14 protein-coding genes and 2 tRNA genes are annotated in these 13,712 nt (G+C 67.8%); 5 read left to right on the top strand and 11 right to left on the bottom strand.

Going from position 1 to position 13,712, the window contains the following annotated elements; all coding sequences use genetic code 11:
* Window positions 1-32 precede the first annotated feature (32 nt).
* Window positions 33-269 (top strand): cell division protein CrgA, encoded by a 237-nt coding sequence (locus G5T42_RS05190; protein WP_165126389.1) that lies wholly within the window; start codon window positions 33-35, stop codon window positions 267-269.
* A 128-nt stretch (window positions 270-397) separates the two neighbouring features.
* On the opposite strand, the gene G5T42_RS05195 is transcribed toward G5T42_RS05190, so the two are convergent.
* Window positions 398-1,321 carry a rhomboid family intramembrane serine protease gene (locus G5T42_RS05195; protein WP_165126392.1) on the bottom strand — a complete coding sequence of 308 codons (924 nt, stop codon included), beginning with the start codon at window positions 1,319-1,321 and terminating at the stop codon, window positions 398-400.
* A gap of 25 nt (window positions 1,322-1,346) precedes the next feature.
* Window positions 1,347-1,904 (bottom strand): peptidylprolyl isomerase, encoded by a 558-nt coding sequence (locus G5T42_RS05200; protein WP_165126395.1) that lies wholly within the window; start codon window positions 1,902-1,904, stop codon window positions 1,347-1,349.
* Window positions 1,905-2,001: 97 nt separating this feature from the next.
* On the opposite strand from G5T42_RS05200, the gene G5T42_RS05205 reads away from it, so the two are divergent.
* Window positions 2,002-2,577, top strand: coding sequence for a DNA helicase (locus G5T42_RS05205; protein WP_165126398.1), 576 nt, complete (start codon window positions 2,002-2,004; stop codon window positions 2,575-2,577).
* A complete protein-coding gene (locus G5T42_RS05210; protein WP_165126401.1) occupies window positions 2,578-3,051 on the top strand; it encodes a YbaK/EbsC family protein in 474 nt (157 codons plus the stop codon).
* Between the two features lie 33 nt (window positions 3,052-3,084).
* Here the strand turns inward: G5T42_RS05210 and G5T42_RS05215 are convergent, their stop codons facing one another.
* From G5T42_RS05215 to G5T42_RS05225, 3 genes are all read right to left on the bottom strand, one after another.
* Window positions 3,085-3,510: an NUDIX hydrolase gene (locus tag G5T42_RS05215; RefSeq protein WP_165126404.1), complete on the bottom strand. Its 426-nt coding sequence runs from the start codon at window positions 3,508-3,510 to the stop codon at window positions 3,085-3,087.
* Between the two features lie 215 nt (window positions 3,511-3,725).
* Window positions 3,726-3,801: transfer RNA gene (locus G5T42_RS05220), tRNA-Ala, on the bottom strand.
* 12 nt (window positions 3,802-3,813) lie between these two features.
* Window positions 3,814-3,887 (bottom strand) — tRNA-Ile (locus tag G5T42_RS05225).
* Window positions 3,888-4,003: 116 nt separating this feature from the next.
* Between G5T42_RS05225 and G5T42_RS05230 the strand changes: the two genes are divergently transcribed.
* Together G5T42_RS05230 and G5T42_RS17575 are read left to right on the top strand one after the other, a co-directional pair.
* Window positions 4,004-4,717 (top strand): VIT family protein, encoded by a 714-nt coding sequence (locus G5T42_RS05230; RefSeq protein ID WP_206535713.1) that lies wholly within the window; start codon window positions 4,004-4,006, stop codon window positions 4,715-4,717.
* 39 nt (window positions 4,718-4,756) lie between these two features.
* Window positions 4,757-5,554, top strand: a complete 798-nt coding sequence (locus tag G5T42_RS17575; RefSeq protein ID WP_165126410.1) for a CGNR zinc finger domain-containing protein — start codon at window positions 4,757-4,759, stop codon at window positions 5,552-5,554.
* Window positions 5,555-5,623: 69 nt separating this feature from the next.
* Here G5T42_RS17575 and G5T42_RS05240 read toward each other — a convergent pair whose 3' ends face one another.
* The 6 genes from G5T42_RS05240 to dnaN all read right to left on the bottom strand — a co-directional run bounded on the left by G5T42_RS05240 (window position 5,624) and on the right by dnaN (window position 13,695).
* Window positions 5,624-6,028: a DUF3566 domain-containing protein gene (locus G5T42_RS05240; protein ID WP_165126413.1), complete on the bottom strand. Its 405-nt coding sequence runs from the start codon at window positions 6,026-6,028 to the stop codon at window positions 5,624-5,626.
* Window positions 6,025-8,589: a DNA gyrase subunit A gene (gene gyrA / locus G5T42_RS05245; RefSeq protein WP_165126416.1), complete on the bottom strand. Its 2,565-nt coding sequence runs from the start codon at window positions 8,587-8,589 to the stop codon at window positions 6,025-6,027. The genes G5T42_RS05240 and gyrA overlap by 4 nt, the downstream gene beginning before the upstream one ends.
* 86 nt (window positions 8,590-8,675) lie before the next feature.
* Window positions 8,676-10,712 carry a DNA topoisomerase (ATP-hydrolyzing) subunit B gene (gene gyrB / locus G5T42_RS05250; RefSeq protein WP_165126419.1) on the bottom strand — a complete coding sequence of 679 codons (2,037 nt, stop codon included), beginning with the start codon at window positions 10,710-10,712 and terminating at the stop codon, window positions 8,676-8,678.
* Between the two features lie 122 nt (window positions 10,713-10,834).
* Window positions 10,835-11,329 carry a DciA family protein gene (locus G5T42_RS05255; protein WP_165126422.1) on the bottom strand — a complete coding sequence of 165 codons (495 nt, stop codon included), beginning with the start codon at window positions 11,327-11,329 and terminating at the stop codon, window positions 10,835-10,837.
* A complete protein-coding gene (recF, locus tag G5T42_RS05260) occupies window positions 11,322-12,497 on the bottom strand; it encodes a DNA replication/repair protein RecF (protein ID WP_165126425.1) in 1,176 nt (391 codons plus the stop codon). The genes G5T42_RS05255 and recF overlap by 8 nt, the downstream gene beginning before the upstream one ends.
* A gap of 46 nt (window positions 12,498-12,543) precedes the next feature.
* Window positions 12,544-13,695 carry a DNA polymerase III subunit beta gene (gene dnaN, locus G5T42_RS05265; protein ID WP_165126428.1) on the bottom strand — a complete coding sequence of 384 codons (1,152 nt, stop codon included), beginning with the start codon at window positions 13,693-13,695 and terminating at the stop codon, window positions 12,544-12,546.
* Window positions 13,696-13,712: the final 17 nt, after the last annotated feature.

The raw sequence follows: 13,712 nt of genomic DNA on the forward strand, positions 1-13,712 counted from the left end.
GATCGGCAGAAGCCTGGCAGTAGAATGGACGAATGGCACGTTCTGGCAAAGACGAAGAGCTCGTCGAGCGCAGCGAGGGCGAAGCGGCCCCCAATCCCGTGTGGTTCAAACCCGTCATGATCGGGTTGATGCTCATCGGGCTCGTCTGGGTGCTCGTCTTCTACCTCAGCGGCATGCTCTTCCCCATCCCCGGCATCGGCGCATGGAACCTCGTGATCGGGTTCGGCATCGCCTTCGTCGGCTTCCTCATGACAACCCGCTGGCGATAGCGCCGGCATCCACCCGCCAAAGGGCCGAGACACGAATTCCGTGTCCCGGCCCTTTTTCGTGCGATGGATGACGCTAATTACACCGGTGTGATTCATCCCCACGTGTGGATGAACCTGTGGATAACTCCCTAGCGGTACAGCACGACGGGGATCACGAGGAGGGCCAGCAGCACCAGCCCGGTGCCCACGAGAAGCCAGATCTGCGCCGTCCGGCGGGCCGCCGTCCGCGTGCGGGCGAAGATGAATCCCACGAGCGCGCCGACGAGGAACCCGCCCAGGTGCGCCTGCCACGAGATCTGGATCGACGCGAGCGCGTCGGCGAACGAGCCTCGCCCGATGCTGCTCGCCAGCGCGAAGACGAACGGCAGCGCGAAGTTGATCGCGATGATAATCGCGATCGAGGTGATGTTCGCGCCGATATGTCTGCCGATCACGAGCAGAGCGCCGAAGAGGCCGAAGATCGCGCCGGATGCTCCGACCACCCACACACCGGGAGCAAGGAGCGCAACGGCGACCGAGCCGCCGAGACCGCTCAGCAGATAGAGGGTCACGAATCTTCCGTGGCCGAGAAGCGGCTCGAGACTTCGCCCGATCATCCACAGCGCCAGCATGTTCAGCGCGATGTGCCAGAAGCTCCCGTGCACGAAGAGCACCGTGATGAGACGCCACGGCTGAAACGCCGCTTCGCTTCCCGGGATGACGAAGAGGCTGTTGAAGGCGAGCCAGCTCTCCACGAAGCGGCCCGGGATGAGCAGCTGCAGCAGGTAGACGACCGCGGTGGCGAGGATGATTCCGTAGGTCGCATACGGTCGGGCGTCCGACAGCGTGACGGCGCGCACGGGTCGTGCGCGCCGCTCGGCCTTCTTCTGAGCCGTCGTCTGCGCCTTCTGCTGGTCGCGCATGCACTCGGGGCAGATGACGCCGACCGCGGCCTGCGTCTGGCACTCGGGGCAGATCGTGCGCAGGCATCGCTGGCAGAGCACGAAGCTCACGCGGTCAGGATGCCGATAGCAGAAGTTGTCGCTGTTGCGAGCGAAGGCGTCCGTGGTCACGGGCGAGGGGTCTCGTCTCCGGGCGTCAGGCCGCGACGACGTCGATCGACTCGAGGACGACCGGCTCGATGGGACGGTCGCCCGCGCCGGTCGGCACGGCGCTGATCGTGTCGACGACCTCGCGCGACGCGTCGTCGGCCACCTCACCAAAGATCGTGTGCTTGCCCTGCAGCCACGGCGTCGGGTCGGTCGTGATGAAGAACTGCGAGCCGTTCGTCCCCTCGGGCTGACCGGTGATCGCGTTGCGACGCAGACCCGCGTTGGCCATCGCGAGGATGTAGGGCTTCTGGAAGTCGAGCTCGGGGTGGATCTCGTCGTTGAATGTGTAACCGGGACCGCCCGTGCCCTGACCGAGCGGGTCGCCGCCCTGGATCATGAAGCCGGGGATGATGCGGTGGAAGACGACGTCCTTGTAGAGGGGGCCCTGACCGGGCTGGCCCGTCGAGGGGTCTTTCCACTCACCGGTGCCGTCGGCGAGGCCGATGAAGTTCTGGACCGTGCGGGGAGCGTGGTCTCCGAAGAGGTTGACGACGATGTCGCCGTGGTTCGTGTGCAGGGTCGCGACCGCGGTAGGCGTGGGCATGCCTAACATTCTCTCAGAGTTCTGCGCAACCCCTCCCGGGTCGGGGGCTGTCTGGCAAGATGGGGAGAACCACATCCCCGACGACAGGGAGGGCCCCGTGAGCCTCAGCCGTAAGCGCAAGAAGGAACTCCGCAAGCTGCAGGACCAGGCGAATCGCCTTTGGGACTCTCAGCAGGTCCTCGTGGGCGAGGCCGCGTCGGTCGCCCGAGAGGCGCGCCGCCAGCTCGGCAACTACCGCCGCGAGCAGCTGGTGCCGCAGGCAAAGGAGACGTACGGCAAGTACGCCGCGCCCTACGTCGACAAGGGCCTCAGCGCGTCGAGGCACGTCCTGAACGATCGCGTCGTTCCCGCCGCGGGCGCCGTGGTCGGATCGGCGCTCTCGGTGTGGGATGCCGCGAACGAGCAGCGTGACCGGCTGTCCAGCGGTCGCGGGCTCGACCTGTCGGGCTACGGCAAGAAGCTCGACCAGTACGGCTCCGCCGTCACCAAGAAGCTCTCGAAGCAGGTCGCGGCCATCGAGCCGCAGAAGAAGGGCATCGGCGCCGGCAGCATCATCGCCATCATCTTCGGCGTCGCTGCGGCCCTCGGCGTCGCGTACGCCGCATGGCAGACGCTCCGCGCCGACGACGAGCTCTGGGTGGCCGACGACCCGCTGCGCGCGCCCGACGCCTGAATGGCCGAACCGACCGACCGCGTGCGGAACGCGGCGGCCGAGCGCGGCCTCGACATCGAGATCCGCGAGCGACCCGCTGCGAAGAGCCTGCCTGAGGCCGCCGAGCTTCTCGGCATCTCGCCGGCGGGGATCGTCAAGACGCTCGTCGTGAAGCGGAGCGATGACACGTTCCTCTTCGCGCTGGTTCCGGGCGACCGCGCGATCTCGTGGCCGAAGCTGCGCGCGGTCGTCGGTGTGAACAAGCTGCAGCTGCCCGACCCCGAGCGTGCTCTCGCAGCGACCGGATATGAGCGCGGCACGATCGTGCCGCTCGGCAGCTCGAACGACTGGCCGGTCTTCGCCGACGAGCGGATCGTGGGCGAGCGCATCGCGATGGGCGCCGGCGCGCACGGCTACAGTCTGTTCGTGCAGGCCGACGATCTGATCGCAGCGTACGGAGCCACGGTCGCCGACATCTCTCAGCCGATCGACTGACGGGGGCCGAGGCATCCGTCGTCCGGCCGGATGTCAGCCGTGCCCGGCCATGCCGATGGCGATGTCCACGAGCTTGACGCGCTGGAGCTCTTCGACTGCGTCGAGCGGGAACCATTCCGCCCGGTCCGTCGACCCGTCGATCTCGTTTCGCAGCTTGCCGCCGGTGATGCGGGCGCGATAGACGATCCGCAGGGCGTGCAACGGCTCTGTCGCGTCTTCGGAGATGCGCCGCGAGACCGGGATGACGCGGGAGTGGATGCCGAGCAGCTCTTGTATCTCGACCTTGTAGCCGGTCTCTTCCTTGACTTCGCGGCGCGCGGCGCGCTCGGGATCCTCGCCGGGTTCCAGGCCGCCGCCGGGCAGAGTCCACGCGGCCCGACGCCCCTCGTTCCAGTGGGCGAGGAGGATGTGGCCGCCCTCGTCCACCACGACGGCGTAGGCGGCGACCCTGATGTCCATGCTCCACCCTAAGCGCAAGCGAAGAAGGCGGCCCCTTCGGGACCGGCTTCTTCCGCATGGTGGAGCCTAGGAGTCCCTGGCGCACTCCACCCGCCGCTTCGCGGCGCGCGGAGCCTCCGCGCCAGGGGCCTGTCGAACGCGGCTTCGCCGCTCGTTCGAATCGCAGTACCAAAATGCGGAAGAAGCCGGCCCCTTCGGGACCGGCTTCTTCCGCATGGTGGAGCCTAGGAGATTCGAACTCCTGACATCCTGCTTGCAAAGCAGGCGCTCTACCAACTGAGCTAAGGCCCCGGGGCTGTGGTGTGGGGCTACCAGGACTTGAACCTGGGACCTCTTCATTATCAGTGAAGCGCTCTAACCGCCTGAGCTATAGCCCCGATCGTGTCGGCGCCGTGCGCCGTCAACCTGCAAGACTTTACCGGACGCGCGGCGTTTTCTCGAATCGAGGGACCGACCCGACGCTCCATTCGGCGAACGGTGCTTGACTGAGGCCGTGACCGACAGCCCGCACGCCGGAGAGGCGCACACGAACAGCATCGGACAGCGTCTGAACTGGCTGCGTGCCGGTGTGCTCGGCGCCAACGACGGCATCGTGTCGGTCGCCTCCCTCGTCGTCGGCGTGGCCGGCGCGACGACCGACACACCCGCCCTCCTCCTCGCCGGCATCGCCGGGCTGGTCGGCGGCGCGATCTCGATGGCGCTCGGCGAGTACGTCTCGGTCAGCAGTCAGCGCGACTCGGAGCGTGCGCTCATCGCGAAGGAGCGCCGCGAGCTCCACGAGATGCCCGACGAGGAGTTCGAAGAGCTGACCCAGCTGTACCGGGATCGCGGACTGACCGACGAGACCGCCCGCCAGGTCGCGACGGAGCTCACGGCGCACGACGCCCTCGCGGCGCATCTCGAGGTCGAGCTGCACATCGATCAGGACGACCTCGTCAATCCGTGGCACGCGGCCATCTCGTCGGCGATCTCGTTCACGCTGGGTGCGCTGCTTCCGCTCCTCGCGATCCTGCTGCCGCCGCCCGAGTGGCGGGTTCCCGTGACCTTCGTCGCCGTGCTGATCGCCCTGGCCGTCACGGGCTCGGTCTCGGCCCGGCTCGGCGGAGCTCAACGCGGTCGAGCGGTCCTCCGCCTCGTCATCGGCGGCGCCCTCGCCCTGGCCGTGACGTGGGTCATCGGAACTCTCCTCGGCACGGCCGTCGTCTGACGCTTGATCTGACACCGGCTATCCGGTTTCATTGGTGTCATGCCGTCATCCGAAGCCCCCGCCACCGAGCCCTCAGCCGGAGTCGCGTTCATCCGCGACCTCGTGAACACCGTCGAGTGGCAGGTCGACGATGAGACGTGGACGGATGCCTCGTCCCTCCGTACCTGGCTGACCGACCGGCTCGAGACCGAGTGCTCCGAGCCCACGCTCGAGGATCTCGTCCTGGCGCGCCGGATCCGCGAAGGGCTGAGAGAGGTGCTGCTCGCCCACGCGGGCCACGAGCCGCTCGCCACGGCGATCGATGACCTCAACGACGCGCTCGCACGGCGGCCGCTCGCGCTGGGATTCGATGGTTCGGGCAGCCCCCGCGTCACGGCGCGCACCCACGGGGCGCCGGATGCCGTGTCGCTCATCGTCGAGGCGCTCGACGAGGCGCGGGGAGCGGAGGACTGGAGCCGGCTCAAGGCGTGCTCCCGCGACTCCTGCCGGTGGGCCTACTGGGACGGATCGCGGAATCGGTCGGGCCGGTGGTGCTCGGCGGCGGGGTGCGGCAACTTCATCAAGATGCGCCGACGCAACAACCCCGGCCGCACGCTGCACGACGCCCTGCCGACCGCGGCGGACGGCGAACGCAGCGCCACCCTCGTCGATGTGGCAGCGCGCGCGGGCGTATCGATCAAGACGGTGTCGAACGTCGTGAACGAGAGGCCGTTCGTCGCAGATGCGACCCGCGAGCGGGTGCAGCGGATCATCGACGAGCTCGACTACCGCCCGAACCTCGCCGCGCGGGCCCTCGCGAGCGGAGCGCGGGCCGCAGCATCCGTCACTCCCGGATGAGAATGACGGATGCCCCGCCCCGGCGTCGTGCGCCGGGACGAGGCATCCGTCCGAACTGTCGAGGCTCTGCTAGTTGCTCGTGAAGCCGACGAGCAGGCCGCCGGTGATCTTGACCGCGAGGTTGTAGATGCCCGCGATAACGGCGCCGAGCACCGTCACGACGATGAGGTTGAGGATGGCGACGATCGCGCCGACCGCCATGACCTGCGGCAGGCCGATGAAGTCGGTCAGCGAGACACCGCCGTCCGAGAAGCTCTGGAAGAACTCGTCGACGCGGCCGATGAGGCCCGTCGTCTGGACGACCATGTAGATGAGGAAGAACGACACGATCGTCACGATCGCGAGCGCGACGGCCGCGAGGAACGACAGCTTCACGGCCGACCAGAAGTCGACATAGACCAGACGGAGGCGGACCTGCTTGGCGCTCGTCTTGTGGCTGGATTTCTTGGCGAGCTTGTCGGCTACCGTGCTCATGCGTCAGTACTCTCTTCGGGGGTCTCGGCGGAAGCCTCGGATTCGGCGGACTCCTGGTCAGCACCGGCCTCTGCTTCTTCAGCCAGGCCTCGCTCGCCGTTGCGGGCGATCGCAATGATGCGATCATCTCCGTCGGGGCGGGCGAACACGACACCCATGGTGTCACGGCCCTTGGCGGGCACCTCGGCCACGGCAGAGCGTACCACCTTGCCGCTGGCAAGAACCACCAAGACCTCGTCGTCCTCGGAGACGATGAGACCGCCCGCGAGGTCGCCTCGATCCTCGCTCAGCTTGGCCACCTTGATGCCCAGGCCACCGCGGCTCTGGCCCCGGTACTGGTCGACTTCGGTGCGCTTCGCGTACCCTCCCTCGGTCACGACGAAGACGAATCCGTCGTGGTCGACGAGGGATGCCGAGAGCAGACTGTCGTCGCCGCGGAACGACATCCCCTTCACGCCCTCGGTCGAGCGGCCCATGGGGCGGAGGGCATCGTCCGTCGCCGTGAACCGCAGGGACATGCCGTGCCGCGAGATGAGGAGGACGTCGTCGCCCTCGTCGACGAGGAGGGCGCTGACGACCTCATCGTCCTCACGGAGCTTGATGGCGATGACACCGCCCTGCCGGTTCGTGTCGTATTCGGTGAGGCGCGTCTTCTTGACGAGGCCGCCCCGCGTCGCGAGCACGAGATAGGTCGCGACCCGGTAGTCGCGGATGTCGAGGATCTGCGCGATCTCCTCGTCGGGCTGGAGGGCCAGGAGGTTCGCGACGTGCTGACCCTTGGCATCCCGGCCCGCCTCCGGCACGCGATACGTCTTCTCGCGGTAGACGCGGCCCTTCGTCGTGAAGAAGAGGAGCCAGTGGTGGGTCGTCGTGACGAAGAAGTGCTCGACGACGTCGTCTGCGCGCAGCTGCGCACCCTTGACGCCCTTGCCGCCGCGGTGCTGCGACCGGTAGTTGTCGCTGCGCGTGCGCTTGATGTACCCGTCGCGGGTGACGCTGACCACCATCTCCTCTTCGGGGATGAGGTCTTCGTCGGTCATGTCGCCGTCGAAGCCGAACTCGATCGAGGTGCGACGGTCGTCGCCGAACTTCTCGACGATGCCACGCAGCTCTTCGCGGATGATCGAGCGCTGACGCTCGGGCTTGGCGAGGATGTCGCGGAAGTCGGTGATCTGCGCCTCGAGCTCGGTCGCCTCGTCGATGATCTTCTGGCGCTCGAGCGCGGCGAGACGACGGAGCTGCATCGACAGGATCGCGTCGGCCTGGATCTCGTCGATTCCGAGCAGACCCATGAGGCCTTCACGCGCATCGTCGACCGTCGGCGACCGCCGGATGAGCGCGATGACCTCGTCGAGCGCATCGAGCGCCTTGAGGTAGCCGCGCAGGATGTGCATGCGCTCTTCCGCCTTGCGGAGGCGGAACTGCGTGCGGCGCACGATGACGTCGACCTGGTGGTCCACCCAGTGCGACACGAAGCCGTCGAGCGACAGTGTGCGGGGCACGCCGTCGACGATGGCGAGCATGTTCGCCCCGAAGTTCTCCTGCAGCTGCGTGTGCTTGTAGAGGTTGTTGAGCACGACCTTGGCGACCGCGTCGCGCTTGAGCACGATCACGAGACGCTGGCCCGTGCGGCCGGAGGTCTCGTCGCGGATGTCGGCGATGCCGGAGATCTTGCCGTCGCGCGCGAGGTCGGCGATCTTGAGCGCGAGGTTGTCGGGGTTGACCTGGTAGGGCAGCTCGGTGATGACGAGACACGTGCGGCCCTGGATCTCTGCGATCTCGACGACGGCCCGCATCGTGATGGAGCCGCGGCCGGTGCGGTAGGCCTCGTGGATGCCGCGGGTGCCCAGGATCTGCGCGCCCGTCGGGAAGTCGGGTCCCTTGATGCGCTGCATGAGCGCCTCGAGCAGCTCTTCGCGCGAGGCATCCGGATTCTCGAGCGCCCACAGAGCACCCTCGGCGACCTCTCGGAGGTTGTGCGGCGGGATGTTGGTCGCCATGCCGACGGCGATGCCGACGGAGCCGTTGACCAGGAGGTTCGGGAACCGCGACGGCAGGACGGTGGGCTCCTGCGTTCGACCGTCGTAGTTCTCCTCGAAGTCGACGGTCTCTTCTTCGATGTCACGCACCATCTCGAGCGCGAGCGGGGCCATCTTGGTCTCGGTGTACCGCGGGGCGGCGGCGCCCATATTGCCGGGCGAGCCGAAGTTGCCCTGACCGAGCGCGAGGGGATACCGCAGGGCCCACGGCTGCACGAGGCGCACGAGGGTGTCGTAGATGGGGGCGTCACCGTGCGGGTGGTACTGACCCATGACCTCGCCGACGACGCGCGCGCACTTCGAGAACGACTTGTCGGGACGATAGCCGCCGTCGTACATCGCGTAGATCACGCGGCGGTGCACGGGCTTCAGGCCGTCCCGCACATCGGGGAGGGCGCGGCCCACGATGACGGCCATCGCGTAGTCGAGATAGCTGCGCTGCATCTCGCCTTGCAGGTCGACCTGCTCGATGTGCCCGTGATTGTGACCGGATGCCTCGGTCGTGGTGCTGTCGTCAGCCATGCGCTTCTCTTCCGTTGATCCGTTCCGTCATGCTTCGCGTGCTCATCGACCGCAGTGCGGCGGGGGTGAGCAGGAGCGACGGAACGCTAGATGTCGAGGAACCGGACATCCTTCGCGTTCTTCTGGATGAACTGCCGGCGCGACTCGACGTCTTCACCCATGAGGGTCGTGAAGATCGTGTCGGCGGCGACGGCGTCGTCGATCGTGACCTGGCGGAGGGTGCGGGTCGTGGGATCCATCGTCGTCTCCCACAGCTCCTTGTCGTTCATCTCACCGAGGCCCTTGTAGCGCTGGATGCCGTTGTCCTTCGGGATCCGCTTGCCGTTGGCCAGGCCGTCGGCCAGCAGGGCATCGCGCTCGACGTCGCTGTAGACGTACTCGTGCGGCGAGTTCGACCACTTGAGCCGGTACAGGGGCGGCATCGCGAGGTACACGTAGCCGGCCTCGATGAGCCCTCGCATGTAGCGGAAGAGCAGCGTCAGCAGCAGCGTCGTGATGTGCTGACCGTCGACGTCGGCATCCGCCATCAGCACGATCTTGTGGTACCGCGCCTTCTCGACGGCGAAGTCCTCGCCGATGCCGGTGCCGAACGCCTGGATCATCGCCTGGATCTCGTTGTTGCCCAGCGCGCGGTCGAGGCGGGCGCGCTCGACATTGAGGATCTTGCCGCGGAGAGCGAGGATCGCCTGCGTGTGCGGGTCGCGACCCTGCACCGCCGAGCCGCCGGCCGAGTCGCCCTCGACGAGGAAGATCTCGCTGATCGACGGGTCTTTGCTCGTGCAGTCCTTGAGCTTGTCGGGCATCGACGCCGACTCGAACACGCTCTTGCGACGCGCGGTCTCGCGCGCCTTGCGGGCGGCGAGTCGGGCGGTAGCGGCATCGATCGCCTTGCGAACGACGAGCTTGGCCTGCTGCGGGTTTCGCTCGAACCAGTCGCCGAGCTGGTCGCCGACGACCTTCTGCACGAAGGCCTTGGCCTCGGTGTTGCCGAGCTTCGTCTTCGTCTGGCCCTCGAACTGCGGCTCGGAGAGCTTGATCGAGATGACGGCGGTGAGACCCTCGCGGACGTCGTCGCCCGAGAGGTTGTCGTCCTTCTCCTTGAGGAGGTTCTGCGACCGCGCGTACTTGTTCACGAGCGTCGTGAGCGCCGCCCGGAAACCCTCTTCGTGCGTGCCGCCCTCGTGGGTGTTGATCGTGTTCGCGTAGGTGAAGACGTTCTCGGTGTAGCTCGTCGTCCACTGCATCGCGAGCTCGAGCGCGATCTTGCGGTCGGTGTCTTCGGACTCGACCTCGATGATCTGGTCGTTCACGACATCGGCGTGACGCGTCTTGTTGAGGTACTCGACGTAGTCGACGAGGCCTCGTTCGTAGAGGAACGAGTCCGTGGGCTGCGTAAAGCGGACCTCGCCCTCGGTCTCGGTCTCGATCGCTTCGCCCGGACGCTCATCGACGAGGTCGATGCGCAGGCCCTTGTTCAGGAACGCCATCTGCTGGAAGCGCGTGCGGAGGGTGTCGTAGTCGAACTCGACCGTCTCGAAGATCTCGGGGTCGGGCCAGAACGTGATGATGGTGCCTGTCTCGCTGCTCTCCTCACCCTGCTCGAGCGGTGAGACGGGCACGCCGCCGTCGCGGTAGGACTGACGCCAGACGGAGCCCTGACGCCTGACCTCGACCTCGAGGCGAGTCGAGAGGGCGTTGACGACCGATGAGCCGACGCCGTGCAGGCCGCCCGAGACGGCGTAGCCCCCGCCGCCGAACTTGCCACCGGCGTGCAGCACCGTGAGGACGACTTCGACGGTCGACTTCCCCTCTGTCTTGTGCATGTCGACGGGGATGCCTCGGCCGTTGTCGACGACCCGCACTCCGCCGTCCGGCAGGATCGTCACCTCGATGAGATCGCAGTATCCCGCGAGGGCCTCGTCGACCGAGTTGTCGACGATCTCGTAGACGAGGTGATGCAGACCGCGCGGGCCGGTGGACCCGATGTACATGCCGGGACGTTTGCGAACCGCCTCGAGGCCTTCGAGCACCTGGATCGCGTCAGCGCCGTAGTCGCCGAGCGGGGTTCCGCTGTTCGTCGATGCGGGTTCTCCGGCAACGCTTTCGGGATTCACAGACGTCATATGTTCTCGAGCGCTCCAGATCGGCCGTCGGGGTCGATCCATCCTATCAAGTGAAGGGCCTCAGCGGAGGCTGTACGGCCCTGTGGCGCCCGGAAATCTGTCCGGATAGTTCCAGATGTGACTCAGCCGTAGGTATCGCGCGGACCGCGCCCTGGGACGGCTCTGGGACCCCATTTCCAGGAGGGGACGTCGGGCCCGATGAACCGGATCGTCTCGACCCCCGCCTCGGGATAGCGCCGGACGATCTCCGAGAGGATGTGAGCGCGCATCAGCTGAAGCTGCTTCGCCCACGCCGTCGAATCGGCCTGGACGGTCAGCGTGCCGTCCGAGAACGCCACCGGTCTGGTGTGCTGAGCGGTGTCGGCCCCTGCCACCTCATCCCACGTCCGGACGACGTCCTCACGCGCCAGCTGAGAGTCCCAGCCCGCTTCGCGCGTCAGCGCCGAGAGCACATCTCCCACCCCGCGCGGGTCTCGCCCGGCCGTGAAGGGCGCGTTCTCATCGTCGTCACGCTTCCGCCGCTTGCGCCGGAACGAGCGGGCCGACGGCTCGAGCCCGCGCAGCCGCAGGTAGGTGGCGATCGTCTCGGGCAGATCGTCCGCGCCGGCGTCAGGCATCCGCGGACTCCAGGATGCGACCCGCCTCCACCCGCACGACGTGCGCACGCAGTCCTGCCGGCACGTCCTGCTCGACGGCGGCTGTGACGACGACCTGCTCGTACCCACCGACGAGGTCGGCGAGTCGCGCGCGCCGGTCGCTGTCGAGCTCGGCGAACACGTCGTCGAGGATCAGCACGGGGTCGCCGAGCTGCGATTCGGCGCGGAGCAGCTCGGCGGAGGCGAGCCGGAGTGCGAGGGCGACCGACCAGGACTCGCCGTGCGAGGCGTAGCCCTTGACGGGGAGGCCGCGGACGCGGAGCACGAGGTCGTCGCGATGCGGCCCGACGAGGGTGAGGCCGCGGTCGAGCTCGGCGGTGCGCCGCGCGGCGAGTGCGGCTCGGAACATGTCGACAGTCGCGACGGGGGACGCGGCATCCGTCCCGTCGTTCGCGGCCTCGCGCGGACTCGTGTCATCCTCCGGATCGGCGCCGCGGACGGAGAGGGACCAGTCGAGTTCGGGTTGGTGGTCGGCACCCGCGATCGCGGTGTACGCCGCCGTGAGCGGGGCCGCGAGCTCGCCGGCGAGGGCGAGCCGGGCGTCGATCACCTGGGTGCCGAGCGCGATGAGCTTGTCGTCCCAGACATCGAGCGTCGAAAGGGCGTCCCCGCGAATGCCTCGAGCCCGCGCCGACTTGAGGAGCGCGGTGCGCTGCTTGAGCACGCGGTCATAGTCGCCGAGCACAGCGCTCATGCGCGGGGACCGCTGCACGAGCAGCTGATCGGCGAAGCGGCGCCGGGCCGACGGGTCGCCGCGGACGATCTGGAGATCTTCCGGCGCGAAGAGGACGACCTGCGCGTAGCGCGGCAGCTCCGACGTCTTGACGGGTGCGCCGTTGACCCGCGCCTTGTTGGAGCCCTGCCGGTTGACCTGCGCTTCGAGCAGCACGCGACGCTCGCCGTGCGCGAGCCGTGCCCGGACGATCGCCGCATCCGCGCCGTCGCGCACGAGCGGCGCGTCGTTCGAGACGCGATGCGACCCGAGCGTCGCGAAGAACGCGATCGCCTCCGCGAGATTCGTCTTGCCCTGACCGTTTCGGCCGATGAAGACGTTGGGACCGCGATCGAGGGCGACGTCGGCGGCCGCATAGTTGCGGAAGTCGACGAGGCTCAACTGCTCCACGATCACGGATCAACCCTAGTTCGGGCGTCCGACCCGGAAGCCGGCGCGGGGCTCAGCGCAGCAGCAGGTTCGGCTGCAGGAGGTACTTGAAGGTGCCCTCCCCGCCCTTGTCGACCGAGGTCTGCGGGGTGATGAGGACGGGGCTGAGCTTGTTGGCGTTCTCGCTCGACGTGAAGGTGATCCGTGCGAACTCGCTGCGGACGGCGCCGAGCGACTCGAGGAGGTACTGCGGGTTCAGGCCCAGAGTCACCTCGTCGCCCACGAGTGTGGCATCGACCGACTCGGTCGCGCGAGCCTGCTCCGTGCCCGAGGCATCCATCGACACGCTGTCGGCGGTGAAGGTGAAGCGCAACGGAGCCGAGCGGTCGAGGACGAGCGACACACGCCGCACGGCCTCGGCGAGCTCCGCCGTGTTGACGACCGCGTGGTGATCCGTGGCCTCGGGGAACAGCCGCCGCACGGGCGGGAAGTTGCCCTTGATGAGCAGCGACGTGACGGTCTTGTTGCCCGCCGTGAAGGCGATGATCTCGCGATCGCCCGAGCCGGAGAAGGCGATCGAGATGTCGCCGCCGTGCGAGAACGTCTTCCCGACCTCGGTGAGGGTGCGGGCGGGGACGAGCGCCGTCGTCGCCTCGTCGGACGCGGCCGAGCCGCCGTCCCATGGGATCTCGCGCAGCGCGACGCGGTAGCGGTCGGTCGCGACGAGGCTCAGCTGCGTGCCCGACACCTCGAGCTGCACGCCGGTGAGCACGGGCGTCACGTCGTCGCGCGACGCGGCGAAGGCGACCTGCGCGATCGCGGTCGCGAAGTCTTCGGACGGCACGAGTCCGGAGTCGCCGGAGACCTCGGGGATCGCCGGGTACTCCTGCACGGGCATGGACGCGAGCGTGAATCGTGCCGAGCCGCAGGTGAGGAGGATTCCGCCGTCGTCATCGACCGCGATCTCGATCGGGGCGTTCGGCAGGCGGCTCGCGATCTCGGACAGCAGACGGCCGTGGACGAGGATCGTTCCCGGCTCGTCGACGGTCGCCTCGATCGTGGTGCGAGCGGATGCCTCGTAGTCGAACGCCGCGAGCGACAGGCCTTCGTCGCCGGCCTCGATCAGCACTCCCGCGAGGATCGGCTGGGGGTTTCGCTGCGGAAGCAGCTTGACGACGAACGAGACCGCCTCACTGAAGACGTCGCGATTGACGTGGAACCTCATGCCGCTCCCTTGTCGTC

The organism is Microbacterium sp. 4R-513 (assembly GCF_011046485.1).
GTDB lineage: Bacteria > Actinomycetota > Actinomycetes > Actinomycetales > Microbacteriaceae > Microbacterium.

Bases quoted from the DNA above. Each gene is read 5' to 3' on its own strand.
- G5T42_RS05190 (WP_165126389.1), top strand. From the start codon at position 33: ATGGCACGTTCTGGCAAAGACGAAGAGCTCGTCGAGCGCAGCGAGGGC.
- G5T42_RS05200 (WP_165126395.1), bottom strand. From the start codon at position 1,904: ATGCCCACGCCTACCGCGGTCGCGACCCTGCACACGAACCACGGCGAC.
- G5T42_RS05210 (WP_165126401.1), top strand. From the start codon at position 2,578: ATGGCCGAACCGACCGACCGCGTGCGGAACGCGGCGGCCGAGCGCGGC.
- G5T42_RS05215 (WP_165126404.1), bottom strand. From the start codon at position 3,510: ATGGACATCAGGGTCGCCGCCTACGCCGTCGTGGTGGACGAGGGCGGC.
- G5T42_RS17575 (WP_165126410.1), top strand. From the start codon at position 4,757: ATGCCGTCATCCGAAGCCCCCGCCACCGAGCCCTCAGCCGGAGTCGCG.
- G5T42_RS05240 (WP_165126413.1), bottom strand. From the start codon at position 6,028: ATGAGCACGGTAGCCGACAAGCTCGCCAAGAAATCCAGCCACAAGACG.
- gyrA (WP_165126416.1), bottom strand. From the start codon at position 8,589: ATGGCTGACGACAGCACCACGACCGAGGCATCCGGTCACAATCACGGG.
- gyrB (WP_165126419.1), bottom strand. From the start codon at position 10,712: ATGACGTCTGTGAATCCCGAAAGCGTTGCCGGAGAACCCGCATCGACG.
- G5T42_RS05255 (WP_165126422.1), bottom strand. From the start codon at position 11,329: ATGCCTGACGCCGGCGCGGACGATCTGCCCGAGACGATCGCCACCTAC.
- dnaN (WP_165126428.1), bottom strand. From the start codon at position 13,695: ATGAGGTTCCACGTCAATCGCGACGTCTTCAGTGAGGCGGTCTCGTTC.